This window comes from Corallococcus sp. AB011P, from assembly GCF_003611605.1.
In the GTDB taxonomy this organism is placed as follows: Bacteria; Myxococcota; Myxococcia; order Myxococcales; family Myxococcaceae; genus Corallococcus; species Corallococcus coralloides.
Map to the genome: position 1 here is coordinate 80,268 of NZ_RAVX01000017.1, position 23,117 is coordinate 103,384.

A 23,117-nucleotide genomic window follows, 5' to 3' on the forward strand; every position below is an offset into this window, starting at 1 on the left:
TTGTGTTTTTCCAGGAGGGCGTTCGCCCCATGAAGTTCGTCGACGAAGTACGCATCTACGTGAAGGCAGGAGACGGCGGGAACGGCGCCGTGGCCTTCCGGCGTGAGAAGTTCATCGAGCGCGGCGGCCCCAACGGCGGGGACGGCGGCAATGGCGGCTCCGTGGTGTTCGTGTCGAACCCGCAGCTGACCACGCTCCTGGACTACCGCTACCAGCAGCACCACCGTGCCAAGAACGGCGAGCACGGCATGGGCAGCGACTGCAACGGCCATGGCGCCGAGGACATGGTGCTCCAGGTGCCGGTGGGCACGCTGATCCGCAACGAGCAGACGGGCGAGCTGCTGGTGGACCTGAGCGACCCGGGCCAGCAGTTCGTGGCGGCCAAGGGCGGCCGGGGCGGCCTGGGCAACATGAACTTCGCCACCTCCACGCGCCAGACGCCGCGCTTCGCGCAGGACGGCGGAAAGGGTGAGGAGATCACCCTGCGGCTGGAGCTGAAGCTGCTGGCGGACGTGGGCCTCCTGGGCTTCCCCAACGCGGGCAAGAGCACGTTCATCTCGCGGGTGAGCCGGGCGCGGCCGAAGGTGGCGGACTACCCGTTCACCACGCTGGTGCCGAACCTGGGCATGGTCCAGTACAAGGACAGCCTGTCCTTCGTGATGGCGGACATCCCCGGCATCATCGAGGGCGCCAGCGAGGGCGTGGGCCTGGGCCACCAGTTCCTGCGCCACGTGGAGCGCTGCAAGGTGCTGGTGCACCTCATCGACATGGGCGCCGAGGGTGAGGGCCGCAAGCCGCTGGACGACTTCAACATCCTCAACACGGAGTTGAAGAAGTACAGCGCGGAGCTGGCCAGCAAGCCGCAGGTGGTGGCCGCCAACAAGCAGGACCTGACGGAGGGCCGCGACCGCCTGGGGCCCTTCACGGAGGCGCTGCGCCGCCGGGGCATCCGCGTGTACCCGGTGTCCTGCGCCACGGGCGAGGGCATGCAGCCCCTGATGGACGCGGTGGCGGAGGTGCTCTTCACCGGCCGCACCGACAAGATCCACGTCGAGATGCCGACGAAGAGGTCCGCCTCCAAGGCTCCGGCGAAGGCTCCGGCCAAGAAGGCGGGTGCCAAGGCCACGGTGAAGAAGGCTCCGGCGAAGAAGGCCGCGAAGCAGGCGGCGCGCAAGGGGGCGGCGAAGAAGGCTCCTGCCAAGAAGGCCGCCGCGAAGAAGGCTCCGGCGAAGAAGGCCGCCGCGAAGAAGACCTCGCGCAAGCCGTTGGCGAAGAAGGCCGTCCGCAAGGCGCCGGTGAAGAAGGCGGTGCGCAAACCCGTGGCGAAGAAGGCCGCCCGGAAGGCCCCGGCGAAGAAGTCCGGCGGGAGGCGCTGATCCGATGGCTGGTGGAGGCCCCCGCTACGAGAAGTTCGAGCGCGACGTCGTCGAGCCGGAGCAGTTCCTGCTCGACGTGCGGAAGGAGAAGATCGACCGCGTCGTCAGCCAGCGCACGCGCAACTTCGTGGTGGTGCTCGACCGGCTGGAGGACAACTTCAACATGGCCGCGGTGCTGCGCACCTGCGAGTCCATGGGCGTGCAGGAGGTGCACGTCGTCGTCAACCCGGAAGCGCCCTTCATCCCCAACCTTCGGGTGGCCCAGGGCTGCGACAAGTGGTTGGACGTGCACCTCTACAAGACGTTCGCGGAGTGCCGCGAACACCTGAAGGGGCGGGGCTTCAGCCTCTACGCGTCGGCGCTGCGCGAGGGGGCCACCAACCTCTACAGCCTGCGCTTCGACACGAAGTTCGCCATGGTGTTCGGCAACGAGCGCTATGGCGTGAGCGATGACGTGCTCACCGGGGTGGACGGCACCTTCTGGGTCCCCATGAAGGGCTTCAGCCAGAGCCTGAACATCTCCGCGGCGGCGTCCGCCAGCATCACCCGGGCGATCGCCTGGCGGGACGAGCACCTGGGGAGCTCCGGGGACCTGTCCCCCGAGGAGGCCCAGGCGCTGCGGGAGCGCTTCTACCTGCTGGGCGTGAAGCAGCGGAAGCGTCTGGTCAAAGCCACACAGCGGTGAATGCCGGTCCCCCGGGGCCCGTCCGGATGCGGTAGATGGACCCTGCGGGCGCCCCGGGTGCCCGCTCCGGAGGCGCACGCCATGTTGCTGGAATCCCTGCTCTTCACGCTCCTCACGCAGGCCCCCACCACCGCCGCCCCCACCGCGCCCGCGCCGAAGCCCGCGGCCGCCGCCAAGGCCCCCGCAGCCGCGCCGCAGCCCGCCGCTCCCAAGGATGCCGGCACGGCCGCCATGCCCCCCGCCGCGAAGCAGGGCGACGCGAGCGTCGCCGACAGCGCCACCAAGGCCGCTCCGAAGCCGATGGCGCCCGAGGTGAAGACGCTCGTGGACCGGATGCAGGCCTTCTACGAGAAGACGGGCGACTTCAAGGCGGGCTTCAAGCAGGACTACAAGTACAAGGCCTTCCGCCGCACGCAGACGTCCACGGGCACGGTGACCTACAAGAAGCCGGGCCTGATGCGCTGGGAGTACGAGAACCCGTCCAAGCGGACGTTCGTGCTCGCGGGCAACAAGGTCTACATGCACGACCCGGAAGCGCAGACGCTGTCGGTGGCGGCCATGGACACCAGCCAGCTGTCCGCGTCGGTGACGTTCCTCTTCGGCCAGGGGAAGCTGGCGGACGAGTTCTCCATCACCAAGGGCGCCTGCAAGGACTGCAAGGGCACGCTGCTGGTGCTGGATCCGCTGAAGAACGAGCCGCGCTTCCGCCAGGTGCGCCTGGAGGTGGACCCCTCGACGGCGCAGGTGCTCAAGAGCACGGTGGTGGATCCGGACGGCAGTGAGAACACCATCTCCTTCCTGGACCTGAAGACGAACGTGGGCATCTCCGCGGACAGCTTCAAGCTGAACCCGCCCGAGGGCACCCGCGTGGACGACTTCACCAAGAAGGCGCAGTAGGACGGCCCGCCCTCCATGCGCGGCGTGCTGCTGGCGGGATGCGTGCTGCTGGGCGCGGGGTGTCACTCCGCCGCGCCCGCGGGCCCTTCACGTCCCACGAGCCTCGCGGGGCAGACGCTGCCCCTCCTGTCGTCGCCCGCGCTGCGGCTGACGGTGGCGGGGCGGTTGGGGAACCGGGCCGTGCCGGTCGTGCTGGACGTCACGCGGCCGCTGTCGCTCGTGTCCTCCAACTGCTTCGACGGCGCGCCGCCCGTGGCAGCGGGGACCGCGCGCGTGCCGGAGTCCTCCGGAGGGCATCGCTCCTGGCCGGAGGTGCCGGCCCCTCCAGTGACGGTGGGCCCGGTGGCGCCGACACTGCGCACGCTGCTGCTCTCCGGTGAGACGGGCTGTTCGGTGACGCTGGGGCAGGACGTGCTGTTCCCGTATGCCCTCACGGTGGATCCGCTGCGCCGCGAGGTGACCTTCACCGCTTCACGTCCCCGGGAGGCCTACGACGCGGAGCTGCGCGGAACGGACGCCGTGCGGGAGTCGCACGTGGTGGAGCTGAGCCGCGAGCCGCTGGGCGACTGGCCGCTCCTGGCCGTGCAGGTGACGCAGGGTGGGGCGAGCATCACCGGCCCCTTCGTGCTGGGCACGCGCGAGCCCTTCTCCCGCCTGGCGGTGGACCCCGCGCTGGGGCTGGGGCTTCAGCCGCTGGAGACGGCCGCGGGCCTCCCGCCGCGCACCTTCGTGGTGGACGCGGTGGAGGTGGCCGACGGCCTGGGCGTGAAGCCGCTGGTGATGGAGGCCGCGGGGCGCTGGCCGTCGCAGAGCAGCCTGGGCCGGCTGGGGCCGGACGTGTGGGGCCGCTTCACCGCCACCGTGGACGCGCAGGGTGGGGCGCTGGTGCTGCGCAGGCCCCACGTGCGCACGCCCGAAGGCGGAGGCCGGCAGCAGTGCTCGGGCGAGGGCGGCGCGTTCAGCGAGGAGGCCTGCTACGGCATCTTCGTGCGCGCGGAGCCCGACGGCGCGGTGGCCCTCTCCGGCGAGGTGTTCCGGGACGTGCCGGAAGGCGTGCGCCTGTACGTGGAGCCTCGGGGCGCGGACGGTCAGCGTCTGGAGACGGGCTGCCAGGTGGGCCTGAGCTTCCCGACCACCACCCGTGGCGCCAACACCCAGCACCGGCTGCCGTGGGCGTCGCTGGCGAAGACCCTGCCCGCGTGCCACGCGGCGCTCCAGGGCGCGCGGAGCTACGCGGTGTCGCTGGTGGAGGAGGGGCGCCAGCCCGAGTGTCCGACGACGTGCGCCTTCGTCATGGAGTCCGCGTCGCGGCGGACGGTGTGCGAGTGCCAGCCCACGCCACTGGGCGAGGGCGTGGCGGTGCCGACGAAGGGCTCAGGCCCGCAGCCGCCGCCCGTCGAGGAGCGTGAGCTGGAGCCCGAGGATCCGAAGTAGGGCCCACGAACGGCTCGGGCCCGCGACCGCCTCCGGTGGGGAGGACGGGGCGGGCCCGGGGTACGGCCTTCGCGGTGACGGACTACTCCGGCCGCGGCTCCGGCGGACGCACCAGCGCCTTCAGGGGCACGGGCGCGGGCGGGGCCTCGCGCGGGGTGTGCTCGCGCTGCTTCGGATCCGGACGCTCCACCACGCGGGCGATGAGGTCGTAGTCGTGCGCCTCCGTCACCTCCACGGTGACGAACTCGCCCGGGTACGCCAGGCCGTCGTTGATGTAGACCTGCCCGTCGATTTCAGGCGCCTGGCCCTCGTGGCGGCCCACCAGCAGGTGCTCGGACTCCTCGCTGGGGCCCTCCACCAGCACGGTGAGCTTCTGGCCCACGAGCTTCTTGTTCTGCTCGCGGTTGATGCGCTTCTGGATGGCCATCACCTCGCGCCAGCGGCGCTCGATGGTCTTCGCCGGGACCTTGTTCGGCAGGTCGAACGCGGCGGTGTTCTCCTCGTCCGAGTACTGGAACACGCCCAGACGCTGGAAGCGCTGCTCCTTCACGAACTCCTTCAGGAGCTCGAAGTCCTCTTCCGTCTCACCCGGCAGGCCGACGATGAGCGAGGTGCGCATCACCAGGTTCGGCACGCGCTCGCGCAGCTTGCCCAGCAGCTTCTTGAGGAACTCCGAGTTGCGGCCGCGCTTCATGGACAGGAGCAGCTTGTCGCTGGCGTGCTGCACCGGCATGTCCAGGTACTTGGCGATCTTCGGCTCGGTGGCGATGACGTCGATGAGCTCGTCCGGGAACACGCGCGGGTAGGCGTAGTGCAAGCGGATCCACTTCACGTCCACCTTCACCAGCTCCTTGAGCAGCTCGTGGAGCTTCGGCTTGCCGGGCAGGTCATGCCCGTACGCCGTCAGGTCCTGCGCGACGAGGTTCAGCTCCTGCACGCCGCTGTCCGCCAGGTTCCGCGCCTCCGCCACGATGTCCTGCACCGTGCGTGAGCGCTGGCCGCCGCGCAGCGTGGGGATGATGCAGAACGCGCAGGCGTTGTCGCAGCCCTCGGAAATCTTGAGGTACGCCGTGTACTTCGGCATCGAGTTGATGCGCGGCGTCTCCGCGTTGTGGATGTAGTCCGGATCCGGAATCACCTGGCGCGGCGAGGCCTCCGCCGCCAGCAGGTCGCCAATCTGGGCGTACGCGCTGGTGCCCAGGAAGTGGTCCACCTCCGGCATCTCCTGCGACAGCTCCTGGCCGTAGCGCTGGGACAGGCAGCCGGTGACGACGAGCGTCTTGCACGCGCCCGACTTCTTCAGCTCCGCCATCTCCAGGATGGAGTCCACCGACTCCTGCTTCGCCGGCCCGATGAAGGCGCACGTGTTGACCACGATGACCTCGGCCTCCGAGGCCTCCTGCACGAGCGAATAGCCACGCGTGCGCAGCGTGCCCAGCATCACCTCGGAGTCCACCCGGTTCTTCGGGCAGCCGAGGGTCATCATGTACAGGCTCTTGGTCTCTTCCACGCGCGTCTACCGCTTTCCCAGTTGCGTCCGCTCGAAGTGGTCCGCACTCCAAACGAAGTTGATGATGGCGCCGTTCGAGTAACCGATGTTCAGCGCCCCGTCTTCTTCCAGCTCCACCGAGGTGGCGCGACCCAGCGCACAGGTGGCGGCCGGCCAGTCGAGCACCCGCTGGGCTGTCTTCCCTGACACCACATAGAGCCCCATCCGGAGCTCATCGTCGGAGTCGCATTGACCCTCGACGGCATAGGGATTCTTCCCGGTGAGCACGGTAACGACCGGCCGTCCGTCCGGCAGGCTCAATGCTTCCGGCAGGTTCACACCCATCTTCGAAGCGTCCACCGCGTTGGGCGCCACCAGCTCGCGCAGCGAGCCGGGCGTGAGGGGCGCGTCGCCCTGGGCCCAGTTGGGGTAGCTGAGCATGCCCCAGCCCAGCCAGCCGGTGGGGGCCGCCTCCAGGGCGGTGACGCTGGCGGGGGGCTTGAGCTTGAGGTTCTTGCGCGCCTCGTCCGGCAGGCGCAGCGCTTCCCCCTCCGCCATGGTGCCGCCCTTGCAGTTGGACACCGGCACGACCTTGGCGCCCACCTGGTCCTGGTCCTCGTAGGTGATGCAGAGGTCCATGACGAGCGGATCCACCGCGGGGAAGCGGGGCAGGGCGCGCACGGGAATCATCGCCACCACTGACAGCGTGTCCCCCTGGCGGTGCACCGCGGCGTTCACCAGCCCCTGCGCGAACCTGGGCGTGTTGCTCTCAGCCCCGGAGGTGCGCTGGCCGTCGAAGGCGAAGCGGTAGGTGTAGCCCGTGGCGGTGGTGCCGGAGTCCGGGAAGTAGAGCGTGAGGGTGATGATGTCACCCGCGAGCAGCTGGTTGTCCGTGGCCTCCACGCCCACGAAGAGCGTGTCCTTGCGCCAGCCCACCCGGGCGGAGAAGTTCGCGGTGGCGCCCTCGGTGGACAGCGGCTTGAGCACCAGCGGCGAGCCGAAGTCCTTGAGCCCCTTCTCAGGCCGGGGTGCCTTCTTGAGCACGGGCACCGGCTTGCTGGGCCGGGGCGCCGCGTCCTGCGCGAGCGAGGCGGTGGCGAGGAGCAGACAGAGGGGCAGGGGGGCCAGACGGGCGGCGTGCATGGCGAAGGGGCGCCTCTAGTCGCGGAAGTTGGTGAACTGCATGTCCAGGCTGAGGCGGTCCTGCTCCTTGCGGAACAGCGCCATGGCCTCCTGCAGGTCGTCCCGGTTCTTGCCCGTGACACGGAGCTGATCCGCCTGGATGGAGCCCTGCACCTTGATCTTCGACTCCTTGAGGACCTTGATCAGCTCCTTGGACTTCTCCACCGGGATGCCCTGCTGGAGCTTGATGGGCTGCTTGACGTTGGACAGGCCCGTCTTCTCGATATCGCCGAACTCCAGCACGCGCAGGCTGATGCCGCGCTTGGCCAGCTTGCCGAGCAGGACCTCCTTGGCGGCCTGGAGCTTCTCCTCGCTGTTGGTCTTCAGCGTGAGCGCGGAATGGTCCGGGGCGATGTCGATTTCGGCCTTCACGCCCTGGAAGTCGTAGCGGGTGCTGAGCTCCTTGCGGGTCTGATTGACCGCGTTGTCGAGTTCAGCCAGATCGATTTTGGAGATGACGTCGAAGGAGGGCATGGGGGGAACCTTTTCGCGCCCTTAACATACCTACACCCTGACGACCAAGGGCACCACCAGGGTGCGCCGGGAGGTGTGCTGCTTGAAGGCCCGCTTCACCGCCTTCACCAGCTCCTCCCGCACCAGGGCATCGTCCCCCCGGAGCAGGGGGGTGAGCTCCTCGAAGAAGGCCCGCGCGTCCTGGGCCACCCGGGCCAGCACGCCCTGCTCGTCCGGGCTGAGGCCCTGGCCGGACAGCTGGGGCCCCGCCACCAGCGCCTGGGTGTCGCGCCTCAGCACCACCGCCGCGGCCACCACGCCCGTCTCCGCCAGCCGGTTGCGCTCCACCAGCGTCTCCTGCGTCACCACCCCGTCCCCGGAGCGCTCCATCATGATGCGCCCTGAAGGCACGCTGCCAGTGAAGCGGCCCCGTCCCTCCTCGAACGTCACCACGTCCCCGTCGTGGGCCAGCAGCAGGCCCTCCGCCGCCATGCCGGCCTCGCGCGCGGTGGTCAGGTGTCGGTGCAGGTGCCGGACTTCCCCATGCACGGGGATGAAGTTCCGGGGGCGGATCAACTCCATCACCCGGCGCTGCTGGGGGCGGCTGGCGTGTCCGGAGACGTGCACGCCGGGCTCCACCTGTGCGTAGACGATGCGGGCGCCGCGCCAGTGGAGCTGGTCGAGCAGCGCGCCCACGGAGCGCTCGTTGCCGGGGATGGGCCGGGCGCTGACGATGACGGTGTCGCCGGGCTCCAGGCGCACGGGCCCATCCCCATTCGCCAGCTGGGTGAGGCCCGCGCGCGGCTCGCCCTGCGCGCCCGTGGTGAGCACCGCCACGCGGTGGGGCGCGAGCTTGGGCACGTTGTCCAGGTGCACGAAGAGCGAGTCGGGCACGTCCAGGTAGCCCATCTCCCGCGCCAGCTCCACGTTGCGCACCATGCTGCGGCCCTGGAGCGCGACGAGCCGGCCGGTGCGCTCGCACAGGTCCAACAGGTGCCGGACGCGGTGGAGGTTGGAGGAGAACTGGGCCACGACGATGCGGCCCTTCGTCTCATGGAAGAGGCGCTCGAAGGTGGTCTGCACCACGCGCTCGCTGCCGGTCTCGTCCACGTGTTCGGAGTTGGTGGAGTCCGACAGCAGGCACAGCACGCCTTCGTCGCCCGCCTCGCCCCAGCGCTCCAGGTCCGTCTTGAGGCCGTCGATGGGGTCGGGGTCCAGCTTGAAGTCGCCGGTGTGGATGACGGTGCCTTCGGGTGAGCGCACGATGAAGCCCACAGCGTCCGGCACGGTGTGCGTCACGCGCGTGGCCTCCACGTTGAAGACGCTGCCCACGGGGAAGGGCGTGCGCGGCTCGATTTCGCGCAGGTCCGCCTTCACGCCCAGTTCTTCCAGGCGTTGACGCGCGAGCGCGAGCGTGAAGCGTGTGCCGTAGATGGGGACCGGAATGTCGCCCAGCAGGTAGGGGAGCGCGCCGATGTGGTCCTCGTGCCCGTGCGTGAGGAGCACGCCCTTGAGCTGGGCCGCGTTGCGCCGCAGGTGCGTGAAGTCCGGGACGATGATGTCCACACCGGGCATTCCCGACGAGGGGAACATCAAGCCGGCGTCGATGAGCAGCATCTCCCCACGACAGGCGAGCACCATGGCGTTGAGTCCGATTTCGCCAAGGCCGCCCAGAGGGATGACGTGGAGCATGTGCCCGGAAGTCTAAGGGCCCGGCCCCTCCCGTGCGTAGGAATCCGCACACCCCACCACCAAGAGCCACCGCCCGCCTGCTTGACGGACTCAAACTAAAGGCTTAGTTGTGTTCGAACTAAGGATTTAGTTCGAAGCCGGGAGGCCATGCCCGTGACGAAGCCGCCGTCCGTCGAGGAGTCCAAGCCGCTCACGCCCGTGGAGCTGGAGCTGATGCAGCTCGTGTGGAGGCTGGGGGAGGTGAGCGTGGCGGACGTGCTCGCGGCGCTGCCGCCGGAGCGCAAGCTGGCCTACACGTCGGTGTCCACGGTGCTGCGCATCCTGGAGCAGAAGGGCGTGGTGCAGAGCCGCAAGGAGGGGCGGGGGCACCTGTACTCGGCGCGGCTGTCCCGCGAGGACTACGAGGCCCAGAGCGTGCGCCACCTGGTGGCGACGGTGTTCGACGGGACTCCGTCGTCGCTGGTGGCGCGGCTGGTGGAGGCGGTGCCGCTGTCTCCAGAGGAGGTGGAGCAGATCCGCAAGCTGCTGGGGCGCAAGGGAGGCCGGGGATGAGCGCCGCGTTCCGGGATGTGCTGGCCGCGTACCTCACGGCGGCGGTGCTGGTGGCGGTGGGCTTCGGGCTGCTGCGCGCGGCGCTGGCGTTGGGGATGGAGCGGAGGTTGGACGCGCGGCAGACGCTGCGCGTGGGGCGGGTGACGCTGGGGTTGGCGGTGCTCCTGCCGTTCGTGGCGCTCGCGGCGCGGGAGTGGGTGCCGTCGGCGCCGCTCTTCAAGTTCGAGCGGTCCCTGGTGAGCTACGCCGCGCCGCTGGCGCCTGTCGAAGCGCGGCCCGTGCTCGGCGCCGTGCCGGAGACGCGGTCCTCGGGCGCGGGCCTGCCGTGGGTGATGGTCGGAGTGGGGGTGGTGGGCGTGGGGGCGTTGGCGGTCCTGGCGTGGGAGCTGCGGCGGTATGCGCGCTTGCGGCGGAAGCTGGTGACGCTGCCCGTGCTTCGCCGCGTGGGCCGGGTGCGCGTGGTGCTGGGGGACGCGGCGGACGGCGCGTTCTCCGTGTGGTTCCCCGGTGGCGGCGCGTGGGCGGTGGTTCCCGCTGAAGTGTTGGAGGACTCGGAGGCGCTCCGGCTCACGGTGCGGCATGAGCTGCAACACCACCGGCAGCGGGACACGGTGTTTGCCTATGCGCGGCTGGGGTTCGACAGCGCCTTCTTCTGGAACCCGTTCGCTCGGGCGTTCTCGCGGTGGTTGGCGGAGCGTCAGGAGTTCGCCTGTGACGAGGCGCTCGTCACGGTGAAGCACGTGTCCGCGGAGGCGTATGCGCGGTGCCTGTTGCAGGCGTCGCTGCGTGTCCCTGCCGCCTTTTCTCTTCCCGCCGGTGTCACCGGCATGTCCCACCCCACTGTCAGGAGGATCCACATGCTGTTCCAGTCTCGTCCCCGCAGCTCCGTGCGCACCCTGGGTCTGTCGTTGTCGCTGGCGTTGGTGCTCGCGCCGTTGGCGTTGTGGGCGCAGGGCACGGTGCGGGGGCGCGCGGTGTCGTTGACGGAGGCCAGTGCGCTGGCGGAGGCGGGGCAGAAGGCGGGGGACCTGCCGGTGGTGGTGGATGCCGCCGTGGTCGAACAGCTCAACAAGTTCGTCACCACGCGGAAGGGCCGCGACTTCATGCGCAAGGCGCTGGCGAACCTCCAGGAGCACCGCGAGGCGATGACGGGCACGCTGCGCTCGCGCTCATTGCCGGAGGAACTGGTCGCGGTGGCGATGGTGGAGTCGGCGGTGAGCAACCTGCCGGAGACGTCTCGCGAGCCGTCGATGGCGCCGGGGCCGAGGGGCGCGGGCGTGTGGATGTTCATTCCGGAGACGGCGCGTCGCTACGGCTTGAAGGTGGAGGCGGGACGCGACGAGCGGCTGGACGTGGCGCGGGAGACGGAGGCCGCCGCGGCCCTCTTCCAGGCGCTGCATGAGCGCTACGGCGACTGGCGGCTCGCGCTCGCGGCCTACAACCAGGGCGAGGGCGTGGTGGACCGCGTCCTCGCGGAGAGCGGCGTGCGTGACGTGAGCGAGCTGGTGCGCACCGGCAAGCTCAATGGCTACACCGCCACCGTGCAGGCCGGGGTGCTGCTGCTGCGCAACCCGCACCTGCTCGACTGAGCGTTTGTCCACCGCACGGTGGAATGTCCCCGCCGCACCGGGGTTCGGATGCGCGCCACCTTGCTTTCGCGCGAGGATGGCGACGCTCGGTGCCAGGGGTGGAAAACGTCATGAAGATCGTCGCGCTCGTTCGTCCCGCGGGTGAGGTTCCGGAAGCCGCCCAGGTGCTCGCCGCCGCGGCGGGCATGGCCCCGGCGGAGGCCCGCATGCGGCTGGCTCCCGAGCCTCCCGCCCTGATTGCACGCCTGGCTCCCGATGCGGCGGATGCCCTGGTGAAGGCCCTCCGGGACGCGGGGCTCGCGGCGCTCGCCATCGACGAGTCGGAGGTCGCGGAGCGAGTCACGGCTCGCACCGTGACGTTCGGCGCGGCGCAGGCGACGTTCACGCCTCGCGCGGGCGCGCCGCTCACCATGGCCTGGGAGGACGTGACGGTCATCCTCCGGGGCGCGTCGTCCCTGCGCACGCAGAGCGAGCATACGGAGAAGACGACGAAGGTGGCGCTGGGCACGGCCCTCATCACGGGGGGCCTGAAGATGACGAAGACGGCGGAGAAGAGCGTGCGCGGCTCGCAGGAGGAGACGTCGCAGGTCGTCTTTGTCTTCGACCGCGACGGCAGGGGCGCCGTGCTGCCGGAGGTGGGGTTCGACTTCTCATGCCTGGGGCCCGCGATGCAGCCGTCGCGCACCGCGAACATGGTGACCCTGGCGCGCCTGGTGCGTGAGCGCGCCCCGGCCGCGTTCTACGACGAGCGGTTGATGCGGCTGGGGCGCCGGCCCTTGCCCTTCGTGCTGGGCGGAGCCGTGCAGGTGGTTAGCGGCGCCACGTCCCATTCCCGCATCAACACCGCGCAGGGCCTGGACGTGCTCGCGGAGGCCCTGCGCCTGGGCGTGGCCCAGGGCGACCTGCCCTGACGGCTCAGGACAGCGGCGTGGAGCCTTCCGGCGGCGGACGGGAGATCCACGCGGCGATGAACACATCCAGCTCGCCGCGCATCACGTCCTTCACGCGGGGCGTCCCCGCGCCCGTGCGTGGATCCTCCACGCGCGCTCCTCGGCCCAGGAAGTAGCGGCGGGCCTCGTCGGTGCTGGCACCCTGGCCGGCGACGACACGCGCGGCGATGCCCTTGAGCTCGTCCAGTTCCCCGGCGCCAATGAGCGTGAGCACGCGGCCCGTGGCCTCGTCCTTCGCGGTGACTTCGTTGCGCACGCGCTGCAGGTACTCGCCCTCGCGGCTCTTCACCGGCCGGCCTTCCAGCACCAGCAGCTCCCGCTCCACTTCTTCCAGAGGCCCGCCCCGGTGCACGCGCACGTACGCGCGCTGGCGCTTCTCGTCCTCCAGGCGGCGGTGCAGCCCCGCCTCGCCCGCGAGGAACCCATACGCGCCCGGCCCGGCGATGCGCACCACCACGCGCGCGGGGGCGTCCGCCTCCGCGATGGCGGTGGCCTCGTAGCCCCGGCGCTGCGCCCAGCCCAGGTACATGGTGGCCAGCTCCTGGACCCACACGTCCTGCAGCTCCGACGCGTCGCTGGCGCAGATGTCCACCAGCGCCTCGTTGTCCAACGTCGTGGCCCCGGCGGCCCGCAGCGCCTCCGCCATCTGGACCTCTCGCGCGACCTCCTCCACCTGCTTCGCGGCGGAGCCCAGCTGCACCTCGTTCTTCGCCTCGCGCACCAGCCGGCGCCCGAACTGGCACGCGGCCTCCAGGCGGTCCAGCTCTCCCAGCTGCGCCTCCACCGTGCGGAAGGCACGGAGGACGTCCGCCGCGCGCAGCGAGTCGTCCCAGAGGTTGGGCGCCTGCGTCTCCGCGAGCAGCGCCGCGCGGCGCTGCTCCAGCTCCGTTCGCCCCGTGGACTCGGCGAGCGCACGGGCACGGCCCACCAGCCGGTCCATCTCGATCAGCAGCGACTTGCGGTCCAGCCGGCGCTTCACCGCCGCGGCCTTCGGCGTGGGCAACAGCAGCTGCGCCGTCACTTCACGGGGAGGTGGCACGGGCTCCGCGACCGCGACCACGCGGCCTCCGGGACGGGCCTCCACACGCACGGGCGTGCCCGGCGGCAGCGGCCTGCGCGCAATCTCCACCGCGAGCGCCGCGGTGAGCGTCTTCTCGATTTCACGCTGCAGGTAGCGCGCACCGAACTGCGGCGAATAGCCGCGCTCCACCAGCCGGTCCACCACCTCCGGTGTCACTTCCACGTCCAGGGCGCGGGCGCGGATGCCCTCGCGCTCCAGCACGCGGCCCACCTCGCGCTGGGCGATCTTGCGGATGTCCACGCGCGACAGCGGACGGAAGTGGCAGATGGCGTCGAAGCGGTTGAGGAACTCCGGGCGGAAGGCCTCCGCGATGCGGCGGTCCACCTCCGATACCTGCTCCTCGGCGCGCTTGTGCGCGGCGAAGCCCAGGCCCGCCTCGCGGTACACCTCCGAGCCCACGTTGGACGTGGCCACGATGAGCGTGTTGTTGCACGACACCGCTTCGCCCGCGCCGTTGACGAAGGTGCCCTCGTCGAAGAGCTGGAGGAAGCGGTCGTGCACGCTGCGCGCGGCCTTCTCGAACTCGTCCAGCAGCAGCACGGTGAACACCTTGCCGTCGAGCAGCGCGGACAGCTCTCCACGCCGCGTCTCCAGCGCGGGCGCCCACGACGCACCGAAGGGGACGCTCTCGTCGCCGTCGTTGGGGTAGTCCGCCATGTTCAGGCGCACCAGCCTGTCGGCGGAGCCGAAGAGGTACTCCGCCAGCAGCTTCGCCAGCTGCGTCTTGCCCACGCCCGTGGGGCCGGCGAAGAGGAACACGCCCAGCGGGCGGCGCGGATCGTTGAGCCCCGCCTTGAGCAGCGCCACCGAGCGCAGCACCGCGGCCACCGCGTCCGTCTGGCCGAGCAGCCGCTCCCCGAAGAAGCGCTCCGTCTCCTCCAGGTCCAGCGGCATCGCGTCGTCCACGACGAAGCGGGGCAGGCGCGTGGCGGCGCAGAAGCGGGTGAGCACGTCCTCCGGCCCCACGTGGTCGCGCGCCACGCCCGCGGCCTCCGCCGCCGTCTCCTTGAGCAGCTCGATGGCCTTGCGCGGCATGTGCTGCGCCAGGAGGAACTTCGCGGACAGCCGCAGCGCCAGGTCGCACGCGGCCGGGTCGATGGGCAGCCGCAGCTCGCGCTCCAGCTCCTCCGCCACGCGGCCGACAATCCACCGCGCCTTCTCCAGCGGCGGCTCGTTCAGGGGCAACAGGTGGAGCCGCTCGGCCAGGGCCTCATCGGCGCGCAGCAGCTCCTGCACGCGCTTGGGCTCGGTCTCGAAGATGAAGCGCAGGCCGCCGGTGCGCAGCGCGCGCACGGCCACCGGCGCCAGGGGCCCACCCAGGGCCACCGGCAGGTCGCGGATGTAGACGATGGGGCAGGGGTGGCGGCCCAGGTGGGTGAGCAGCTCCTCGAAGGACTCGGCCGCCTGGCGCTGGGTGCTGCGCGCCAGGATGTTCGCGACGGACACCTCCACGAGCCGCGCCTGGGCCAGGTCGCCGTCCACGCGTCCTTCCGCGATGCGGCGGGCCACCTCCTGCACAAGCGCGCTCTTGCCCACGCCGGGCTCGCCCGCCAGCAGCGGGTGCTTGCCTCCGCGCGCCAGGAGCCCCAGCACCTCCGTCACGGAGGTGTCCACGCCGTGGGCGGCCGGCAGCTTGCCCTCGCGCGCCATCGCGGTGAGGTCGCGGTCGATGAGCCGCTCGTGGTCTTCGTTCTTCCTCGTCGCCATGGTGTGGTCCGGAACGCCCCCTCGACGTGCGGCACTCTAACCGTTGCGGCGCGGAAGCGAAGTCCCGGCCCATCCGCATGGGCCGGGACCCTACGCTTCCAGCTCCGTGTGCCAGTAGGCCACGTCCCTCAGGAACTTGCGCCAGGACAGGGGCAGGCCCTTCTCCACGAGGAACGACACGACCAGTGCGTCCGGCAGCCGCTTCGGCTTCGCGGGTACGGTGCGCAGCGTCATGCGCGCCTGCGCCGGGGTGCGGTTGCCCTTCTTCTGGTTGCAGGGCACGCAGGCGATGACGATGTTGTCCCAGCTCGTGCGGCCACCCTGCGCGCGCGGCAGTACGTGGTCGTACGTGGCCTCCGGACGGGTCACCTTGCGGCCGCAGTACTGGCAGCGGCACTGGTCGCGCTGGTAGACGTTCTCGCGGCTGAAGCGCACGCCGCGCGGGCCCTTCCACAGGGCGCGCACGAAGCGGATGACGGACGGCATGCGCAGCTCCACCGTCACCGAGCGGATGACGCGGTCCTCGTACTCCTCGACGACCTCCACCTTGCCCTGGACGAGCAGCATGACGGCGCGTTGCCACGGGATGCGTGCGACAGGTTCATAGGACTGGCTCAACACCAGCGTTTCCATGACACGGGGCCTTTCGGGCAGGACAGGCCGCCAGGGAGTCGAACCCTGCTCGTCCGGATTTGGAGTTCGGACTGCACCCGGTGCGCGGCCTATGGGTGGGAATCGGAAGGTGAACGGGAGCCGGACGTGAAGAAGGCCGGGTCCCCTTGTCGGGAGCCCGGCCTCCAGGGACATGCCGCGTCAGGGACGGGGCGTGACGCCTTCAGGAGCCGGGCGAGGCGAGGCGAAAGGACGCGAAGTCCCGCCAGCGGCACGTGGAAGGAGCGGTCTCCGGGCTGGGACGCGAGGCCGCGTCGATGCCGTGACCGGAAGGATTCAGGTGCTTGAGGTTCATCGGGGACTGCTTCGTCGCCTGGCGCATCGGGACCGCTCCTTTCGCTCCCAGCGACGGCGGCGGAAATTCAGTCCTGACAGGCAAGCAGCGCGGACGTTAGGACTCTGAGCATGAAAGCCATCCGCTACCACCAGCAGGGAGGGCCGGAGGTCCTCCGTTGGGAGGACGCACCGGAGCCCGTGCCCGGGCCGGGCCAGGTCCTCGTGCGAGTCCATGCCGCGGGCGTGAACTTCGCGGACACCGAGCGCCGCCGGGGGCTGTACGACGCCCAGGCGCCCCTGCCGCGCATCCTGGGCAGCGAGGCCGCGGGCGTGGTGCGAGCGGTGGGGCCCGGTGTGGACGCGTCCTGGGTGGGCCGCCGCGTGGTCGCCCTGACGAAGGAGGCCTACGCGGAGGCCGCGCTCGCGCCGGTGGACGAGCTGCTGGTGCTGCCGCCAGAGGTGTCCTTCGAGGAGGCCGCCGCGCTGCTGGTGCAGGGGCTGACGGCGTACCACGTGGTGCACACCGTGGGGCGCGTGGAGGCGGGGCAGACAGTGCTCATCCATGCGGCGGCCGGCGGCGTGGGGCTGCTCGCGGTGCAGCTGGCGAAGGCGGCGGGAGCGCGGGTCATCGGCACGGTGTCGGGCGAGGCGAAGGCGAAGCTCGCGCGGGACGTGGGCGCGGACGCCGTCATCCGCTACGACCAGGAGGACGTCGCCGCGAGCGTGCGTGAGCTGACGCAGGGGCGCGGCGTGGAGCGCGTGCTGGACTCGGTGGGCGCGAGCACCTGGCAGGCCAGCCTGGACGCGCTGGCGCCCTTCGGGCACCTGGTGAGCTACGGCAACGCCAGCGGCCATCCGCCGCACGTGGAGGTGGAGTCGCTCTACGCGAAGTCGCTCACCGTGGGCGCCTACTGGCTGCGCACGCCCACGCCCCCGGAGGTGCAGCGCAAGGCGCGTGAGGCGCTGCTGGCGGAGGTCGTGGCGAAGCGCCTGCGCATCGTGGTGGGTCTGGCGCTGCCGCTGTCCCGCGCGGAGGAGGCCCACCGCCAGCTGGAGGGCCGGAACACGGTGGGCAAGGTCGTTCTGCTGGGCGAGGACTGAGGTCTGGCGGCTATTCGGTGTCCTTGCCGGTCAGGATGAACTCGAAGCGGTCGCTCTCCGCCGCGACCCGGCGCAGGACGTGTTGGAACTCCTGGGCTTCGAGTCCTGCCTTCGCGACCCAGCCCTCGGCACGGACGCAGTTCCGGGCATCCAGGCGGAAGCCCACGAGCTGCGCCGCGCGGTTGTGACGCCAGATGCGCAGCGACAATGACTCGGGCTGCACGATGTTGCTGGCCCGGGCGACGAGCGCGTGCAGCTCGAAGGTGGTTTCCGTCTCCTTGACGCGGACGCGATGGCTCCGCTGGTTCTCGAACGTGACCGTGACGATGTCGTTGTCCACGGACAGCCCCGGGCCACTGCACAGCCGCCGCCAATCAGTGGTCATGGCCCGGCCTCCGTCAGCAGGTCCTCTTCGAAGGACTCCAGGGGCTCGTCTCGGTCGTCCGCGAAGTGTTCGCGTTCCATCCGGTCCGCCTGTTCCACCACCCGCTTCACGAGCAGCGCCACGCGAACCGCGTCGTGCTCCGGGGCCGCGAGCAGGACATCGTCCTCGATGGTGAGGTCATAGGAGCGCTCCTGTCGGGTGAGGATGGCACCCACGCGCGACTGGGTTCGGGCCGCGCGTTGGGAGATGGCATCGGTATCGCTTCCCGGGTCGGTGCGACCGATGGGGCTGATGCAGCGGATGACGGGATGGCCATGGTCGGAGCGCAACAGCAGGGTGAAGGGCTGGCGCCTGCCGTTCTCGAGCTGGGCCGTTCCCAGCAGGGCGCCTCTGGGCGCGTTCGTGGCCCACTCCACCGGCATGCCTCCGAGCGCGGCGTCCCGCAGCGCGCTGAAGCGGGCACGCACGTTCGCAATCACATCACCCTGGACCGCGAGCGGGCGCGCAGGGCCCGTGGTCGAACCCGGGGGAAGGGGGAAGGCCGTCTTCAGTGCCTCGCGTGCGACAGGGAGGTGACGCCGCACGGCGACCATCTCCTTCTCGACGTCGATCTTCTTGTTCTCCTGGGTTTTGTCGGGAAGCCCCTCGTGCATCAGCCGGAGGAAGGTGCCCATCCGGTCCAGGACGCGCTCGACCTGCAGGACCTCGACGGTGTCCTCCAGGTAGGGGAAGTGGACCTGCAACCAGTCCTCGCCCGTGGGCGGTCCCGCGAGCGTGGTCAGCCGCCGCTCCGTTTGTGACCGAACGCGATCGACGCGGCCGACACGCTGCTCCATGGCCGAGGGTGTCCACGAGATGCCGTAGTGGTGGACCGAAGAGCAGAACGTGTGAAGGTCCTCTCCCTCCTGGAGCAGGTCGGTCGTGACCAGGACGAACGGATAGCCAGGCATCCGGAACTGTTTCACCAGGGTCTGGTTGATCTGCCCGGCCATGCCTCCCACCGGTTGTTGCTGCCGCAGCAGGCTCGCCACGTGCCGCGCGGCCTCTTCCAGAGGACCGCTGCGGATGTCGGGGGCGTTCACGTCGAGGATGAGGCCGAAGTTGGCGGCGATCTCCGCCAGCTCCCGTAGCGCGCCCCATGTTCCGTCCGGCGCGCTCCGTTGCCGGTCCAGCAGGTCCAGATAGGCCAGGTGAAGCTGCTCGCGGTGTTCACCTGCGTCCGCGACCCGCTCCTCTGCTTCGGTCTCCTCCGCGCGGCCCGAAGCCAGGGTCGTCCTTCCGGCCATCATCGCGATGTAGAGGTCGATGAAGGCGTGCCCCAGCCGGGCTGCTGTCGAAAGGAAATGCGCCCTCAGTTCCTGCGTCCTGAACTGATTCCGGTACGTCTCCGGGTCCAGGGGCTGACCTGGTGGCGTGGACATCGCGGGCCAGATCAACTCCCGGAGGGCCGCGTACCGGGGCTGCCGCAGGTCGGTGAAGAAGGTGGATTGCTCCAGGGCGTTCGCGATCTCCGCGGGCGCGTCCGGGGCATGTTCCCTTTGCTGGGACGCACTGAAACGCTCTGCCCAGATGATGCCCGCGCGTACCGCGTGCGGGCTGCTGGCTGTGTCCTTCAGCAGTTCCAACGCGGCGGCCTGAGCGGCCTCCATCCGGGCGCCTCGCGTCACGACCTGGGCCTTCTTGCTCAAGTAGCGAGCGGCCCGTTGCCGGAGCTCATCGATGAGCGCGGGCTTCGACATCTTGACGGCCGAGGCCAGTGACTCCAGGACCGTGCCGGGTGCGGCGTCCAGCAGCGCCAGCACGTGGTTGTCGCTGAAGAAGGTCGCGTACACGCCGCTGGCCTTGTTGAAGCGCGCTTGGAGGTTCGCGCCACTGGCCCAGCCCTGGGGGCCCTTGCCCCGGAAGAACCAGGCGAAGAAGGTGTCATTGCCTCCGCTGTCGTCCACCGCGGTGTCCCCCGCGCCGGAGGACTCGGGTGCAGGAAGCGCCGTCGAACGGAGCTTTTCGCGGCTGTACTTCTCGAACACCTTCTCCAATTCGGGGCGCACCGCTTCCGGCAGGCGCTCCTGGAGGTGTGCCTTCAGCCAGTCGTCGTAGCGCTCGTCCAACTTGCGCTTGAGCTCCTTCACGGACGCCACGCGGCGCACGAAGACGAGCGTCTTCTTCCCGGTCCGCCAGGCGCTGGAGAGACTGTCGACCACCGCATCCATCTTGGGATGCGGCATCTCGCGGCCGAAGCGCTTGCGATAGTCGCCCGCGAGCTGGTTGATGTCGCGGACGTCGATGCCCTCCCGTTCCTCAGCGACGTCCGTCTGCTCGACGTCATCGAAGACGGACTCCTCGTTCGGCGCCGCCGGGTCATCCCGCTTGAGCCGGGCTGTTTCGAGGAAGCTTTCGAACGAGGCAAGCATGCCGATCTGGAAGGATCGGTTGAACCTCTGTCCACTCAGCAGCTCACTGACCTTCTTCTGCACCAAAGCGACAATCAGCCGCTGGCGGTCGTCCTGGACGCGGATGGGTTCGTCGTGGACCGAGACGCCGCCCGCGCGCCATTCCCGGCGGTAGAGGTTCTTGGTGTGGGCCTGGCCCCCGACGTGGATGGACGTCACCCGGCGCACGAGGAAGCGGCCCGCGACCTCCTTCTTCCGGGCCTCGGAAACGTCGTCGGCCTTGAGCTCCTCGCAGCCTTGCGCCAATCCGAACAGATCCAACTGGTTCCAGACATGCCGGTAGCTCTCCTCGAGCGGGGTCGCGGAGAGGAAGAGCACCCGTTCGGCGCGGGGGCCGTGACCGGGGAACAGGCGCCGGTCGGGCACGTCATCGAAGGGGTGCCGTCCGAAGGCCTCCGCGAGGACCTGGTTGCGCGCGGAGCCGGAGGTGGAGAAGCCGTGCTTGAGGTTGTGTGCCTCGTCGACGATGACGAGGTCGAACCGGGGCAGCGCGCAGCAGAGCGCTCGCGCGAAGTTCCGCTTGAACTGCTCCTTGTTCCTCAGGTCCAGCGCGTCGTCCTTCAACCACGGCACATGGTGGCGCAGCGCTTCACGCAGCTTCTTCCAGTCCTCGGAGGTCTTCCCCGTCGCCAGGCTGAAGCTGGTCATCCGCACGAAGAAGTCCCGGTGCGGATCCACGCTCGTCTCGTGGACCAACTCGATGAGGTTCGCGCAGGACACCAACGGGCGCGCGGGACGTCCATCGAGCGAGACCACCCGCATGTCGGGGAAGCGCACGTTGTGGGTGGCGAAGTTCGTCAGCTCCTTCATCCACTTGTTCTGGATGTTCTCGCGGGGCGCGATGACCAGCACCCGGAAGTCTGGGTTGAAGTGACGGAAGAGCGCGAGTGCTCCGAGGGCGACGTAGGTCTTCCCCATGCCGACCTCGTCCGCGAGGTAGGCGCGCCGGTGTTGGGACAACAGGTTGTGGATCGCGACGGCGCCGCGAAGCTGTTCTTCCGCTTGCGGGCCCTCGCCGCCAATGCGCTTGCCGAAGTCGAGGAGCTGCCGCGCGGTTTCGAGGTCGATCATGCCACGCCCTCCGTGCGCGGCACGGGCGCTGCGCGGCGGAGAAACCAGCCGTCGAACCAGTCCAGGAATGCCGGCATCTCCCCTGAGCCCGCGGCAAGGGTCTCCCGCAGGGGGCTGGCGCTCGCGAGCTGCTCCGTGAGCTGGCGCACGTCGTCGCGGTGCGCCTCCCAGTAGCCTTGATACCGGGGCTCACTTCCAAGCTCGTCCATCAACTGCCGCGCGCAGAGGACGACGACGTAGTGCTCGATACGGTCGCCCTGGCCCGCCTTTTCGTCCGTGAGCACCCGGTCCAGAAGACTGCCGAGCGAGTCGTACTTCCTGCCGAAGAGCCGGTAGTCGGCTTCGCGCTCCTTCTTGTCATCCAGGGCTTCGCGCACCCGGGCCTCCAGGCAGCTGAACGCGTGGAAGATCCCCGCGAACCGGTCGAACAAGGTGGTTTCGATGGGAAGCGGCGCGACCTTCGCCATCAAGGGGTCGTCGTCACCGGTCAGCCGGACGTGCGCCGCGATGAACTCGGCGCGTTGCTCCACGGTGAGCAGGGCCCAATAGCGAAGGATCTCCGCGGTGCTCAGGTCCAGGAGGAGGGAAGGGCGCTGCGCCATCCCTTCTTCCTGGACGAGCAGGACTCCGGGTTCAGGGCCTTCCCCTCGCACCTGGAGGAAGGACGTGGACAGGAGGGTCTGCTCGAGCCGCTTCGCGGCCTCGGCGTCGAGCACCCGCCATTCGCGCGAAGGCAGGCTGGAGAGTTCGAAGAGTCGCACTCCCGCGTGCTCGACGGTGAGCGCGGGCGAGGGCTTCTTGCCCCGCCACAGCACCGCCGCCTCCTTCCGGTTCCAGGCGTAGCGCACCGCGAGCTGGGTGCCGCCGCTCGCGGCGGTGCCTTCGTCCTCGCTCCGGGGGGCGAAATGGGAGGGGCGTACTTCGTCGACCGCGAGCCACCAGTCAGGCTTCGCATGGGCGGAGTTGGCGACATTCTCCACCAGGAAGCCCGTCTCCCAGTTTCCGCCCTGGCCCGCGACGCGGCAGCCCGCCTGGGTCATGTTGGTGGAACCGATGTAGAGGATCTCCCGCCCGCCACGCTTGGGTTCGAAGAAGCGGTAGACCTTGGCGTGGACGGTGCGCAGCCGCGCGTCCTCGGACCTGCCCATCCGCAAGAGGTCCCGGGGCAACTCACCCCAGGTCACGCCCTGCGCCGTCATCCCTTCATAGAGCGCCTGGGCGCACTGCGCTTCGCCCCGCTCGTTCCTGGGCAGATGCACGCGCACGTCGCGTGGCTGGAAGCGTTCTATTAGGGCCGCGAGGGGCGCCGACGCTTCGCCGCCGTCGATATACGGGGAGAGGATCTCCAGGCACATGCCCCGGACCGCGTTCGCGGAGCTGTTGGCGATGAAGTCGGGCAGCGATTCCTCGCCGTTGTGGAACTGGGTGTGCAGGCGTCCGCCCACGGTGCGGTGGTCGCGCTGCCGGCAGCCATCGAGGAACTTCCGGATGTCCCAGAGCGCGGCATGGCGCCGTCGCAGGTCGTCGTTCGGACGCCGGAACTCGGCGGTGTTCACCAACCGGTCGAGATAGTCGATGAGGGGACCGCGCAGGTGGGTGGCCTCCCCTTCGTTGAGCTTCTCGATGTGGGCGACCTCCACGTTCTCCCACCAGCCCGCGCGGGTCAGGTTCGCGGAGAGGCAGGCGCAGAGCAGGGCACGAGGACGGTGGCCCGACTCATCGGGCTCCACGTCCTCCACGAGGGCCAGGACGTTCTTCGGGTGGAAGATGCCCGTGGGGTGATGCAGGGGAACTCGCTGCACGTCGAGCTTCGCGGACGCGCCTTCCGCCACCAGGCCGTGCTGGTCGTAATAGACCGCGAGGTTCACCGACTGCTTGGTCAGAACCTCACTGAGCTGGACCAGCTTGATGGCGTTCGCGTGGCTGAGGGAGACGTCGAAGAAGACCGGAAGCACCTCCGATTCGAAGAAGCCCGGGTCGAAACGGAAGGTGGTGAAGACCGCGGACACAAGCCGGCGGTTCTCCATGCAGGCCTGGAAGTGCTCGGACAGGACGGCGCGGGGGATGTCGGGCAT

18 protein-coding genes are annotated in these 23,117 nt (G+C 69.9%); 8 read left to right on the forward strand and 10 right to left on the reverse strand.

Going from position 1 to position 23,117, the window contains the following annotated elements:
- Positions 1-29 precede the first annotated feature (29 nt).
- From obgE to D7X30_RS31195, 4 genes are all read left to right on the forward strand, one after another.
- Positions 30-1,376, forward strand: a complete 1,347-nt coding sequence (gene obgE, locus D7X30_RS31180; RefSeq protein WP_120566621.1) for a GTPase ObgE — start codon at positions 30-32, stop codon at positions 1,374-1,376.
- A 4-nt stretch (positions 1,377-1,380) separates the two neighbouring features.
- On the forward strand, positions 1,381-2,061 hold the full coding sequence (locus D7X30_RS31185) for an RNA methyltransferase (RefSeq protein ID WP_120566622.1): 681 nt from the start codon (positions 1,381-1,383) through the stop codon (positions 2,059-2,061).
- Positions 2,062-2,142: 81 nt separating this feature from the next.
- Entirely contained in the window at positions 2,143-2,958 is an 816-nt protein-coding gene (locus D7X30_RS31190; RefSeq protein ID WP_120566623.1) for an outer membrane lipoprotein carrier protein LolA, read from the forward strand.
- A 15-nt stretch (positions 2,959-2,973) separates the two neighbouring features.
- Positions 2,974-4,392, forward strand: a complete 1,419-nt coding sequence (locus tag D7X30_RS31195; RefSeq protein WP_120566624.1) for a hypothetical protein — start codon at positions 2,974-2,976, stop codon at positions 4,390-4,392.
- A gap of 82 nt (positions 4,393-4,474) precedes the next feature.
- Here D7X30_RS31195 and rimO read toward each other — a convergent pair whose 3' ends face one another.
- Genes rimO through D7X30_RS31215 form a run of 4 tightly spaced genes read right to left on the reverse strand, consistent with a single transcriptional unit; the run spans position 4,475 to position 9,208 of the window.
- Positions 4,475-5,875: a 30S ribosomal protein S12 methylthiotransferase RimO gene (rimO, locus tag D7X30_RS31200; RefSeq protein WP_370051841.1), complete on the reverse strand. Its 1,401-nt coding sequence runs from the start codon at positions 5,873-5,875 to the stop codon at positions 4,475-4,477.
- A 33-nt stretch (positions 5,876-5,908) separates the two neighbouring features.
- The gene (locus tag D7X30_RS31205; RefSeq protein ID WP_120566626.1) at positions 5,909-7,024 is read right to left on the reverse strand and encodes a hypothetical protein; all 1,116 of its coding nucleotides are present in this window, start codon (positions 7,022-7,024) and stop codon (positions 5,909-5,911) included.
- Between the two features lie 15 nt (positions 7,025-7,039).
- A complete protein-coding gene (locus D7X30_RS31210) occupies positions 7,040-7,537 on the reverse strand; it encodes a YajQ family cyclic di-GMP-binding protein (RefSeq protein ID WP_120524455.1) in 498 nt (165 codons plus the stop codon).
- 30 nt (positions 7,538-7,567) lie between these two features.
- A complete protein-coding gene (locus D7X30_RS31215) occupies positions 7,568-9,208 on the reverse strand; it encodes a ribonuclease J (RefSeq protein WP_120566627.1) in 1,641 nt (546 codons plus the stop codon).
- Between the two features lie 147 nt (positions 9,209-9,355).
- On the opposite strand from D7X30_RS31215, the gene D7X30_RS31220 reads away from it, so the two are divergent.
- From D7X30_RS31220 to D7X30_RS31230, 3 genes are all read left to right on the forward strand, one after another.
- Positions 9,356-9,760, forward strand: coding sequence for a BlaI/MecI/CopY family transcriptional regulator (locus D7X30_RS31220; RefSeq protein ID WP_233591890.1), 405 nt, complete (start codon positions 9,356-9,358; stop codon positions 9,758-9,760).
- Positions 9,757-11,349, forward strand: coding sequence for a transglycosylase SLT domain-containing protein (locus tag D7X30_RS31225; protein ID WP_120566628.1), 1,593 nt, complete (start codon positions 9,757-9,759; stop codon positions 11,347-11,349). The genes D7X30_RS31220 and D7X30_RS31225 overlap by 4 nt, the downstream gene beginning before the upstream one ends.
- 110 nt (positions 11,350-11,459) lie before the next feature.
- Positions 11,460-12,260 (forward strand): hypothetical protein, encoded by an 801-nt coding sequence (locus D7X30_RS31230; protein WP_120566629.1) that lies wholly within the window; start codon positions 11,460-11,462, stop codon positions 12,258-12,260.
- 4 nt (positions 12,261-12,264) lie between these two features.
- On the opposite strand, the gene D7X30_RS31235 is transcribed toward D7X30_RS31230, so the two are convergent.
- The 3 genes from D7X30_RS31235 to D7X30_RS42065 all read right to left on the reverse strand — a co-directional run bounded on the left by D7X30_RS31235 (position 12,265) and on the right by D7X30_RS42065 (position 16,081).
- Positions 12,265-15,087, reverse strand: a complete 2,823-nt coding sequence (locus D7X30_RS31235; protein WP_120566630.1) for an AAA family ATPase — start codon at positions 15,085-15,087, stop codon at positions 12,265-12,267.
- Between the two features lie 90 nt (positions 15,088-15,177).
- Positions 15,178-15,720: an HNH endonuclease gene (locus D7X30_RS31240; RefSeq protein ID WP_120547468.1), complete on the reverse strand. Its 543-nt coding sequence runs from the start codon at positions 15,718-15,720 to the stop codon at positions 15,178-15,180.
- A gap of 202 nt (positions 15,721-15,922) precedes the next feature.
- On the reverse strand, positions 15,923-16,081 hold the full coding sequence (locus D7X30_RS42065) for a hypothetical protein (RefSeq protein ID WP_158619420.1): 159 nt from the start codon (positions 16,079-16,081) through the stop codon (positions 15,923-15,925).
- An 83-nt stretch (positions 16,082-16,164) separates the two neighbouring features.
- Here D7X30_RS42065 and D7X30_RS31245 point away from each other — a divergent pair, with 83 nt between their 5' ends.
- Positions 16,165-17,136, forward strand: a complete 972-nt coding sequence (locus D7X30_RS31245; protein ID WP_120566631.1) for a quinone oxidoreductase — start codon at positions 16,165-16,167, stop codon at positions 17,134-17,136.
- 10 nt (positions 17,137-17,146) lie between these two features.
- Here the strand turns inward: D7X30_RS31245 and D7X30_RS31250 are convergent, their stop codons facing one another.
- Genes D7X30_RS31250 through D7X30_RS31260 form a run of 3 tightly spaced genes read right to left on the reverse strand, consistent with a single transcriptional unit; the run spans position 17,147 to position 23,117 of the window.
- Positions 17,147-17,521 carry a hypothetical protein gene (locus tag D7X30_RS31250; RefSeq protein ID WP_120566632.1) on the reverse strand — a complete coding sequence of 125 codons (375 nt, stop codon included), beginning with the start codon at positions 17,519-17,521 and terminating at the stop codon, positions 17,147-17,149.
- Complete coding sequence (locus D7X30_RS31255; protein WP_120566633.1) at positions 17,518-21,042, reverse strand: DEAD/DEAH box helicase; 3,525 nt, start codon at positions 21,040-21,042, stop codon at positions 17,518-17,520. The genes D7X30_RS31250 and D7X30_RS31255 overlap by 4 nt, the downstream gene beginning before the upstream one ends.
- Positions 21,039-23,117: a hypothetical protein gene (locus tag D7X30_RS31260; RefSeq protein ID WP_120566634.1), complete on the reverse strand. Its 2,079-nt coding sequence runs from the start codon at positions 23,115-23,117 to the stop codon at positions 21,039-21,041. Before D7X30_RS31260 ends, D7X30_RS31255 begins: the two co-directional genes overlap by 4 nt.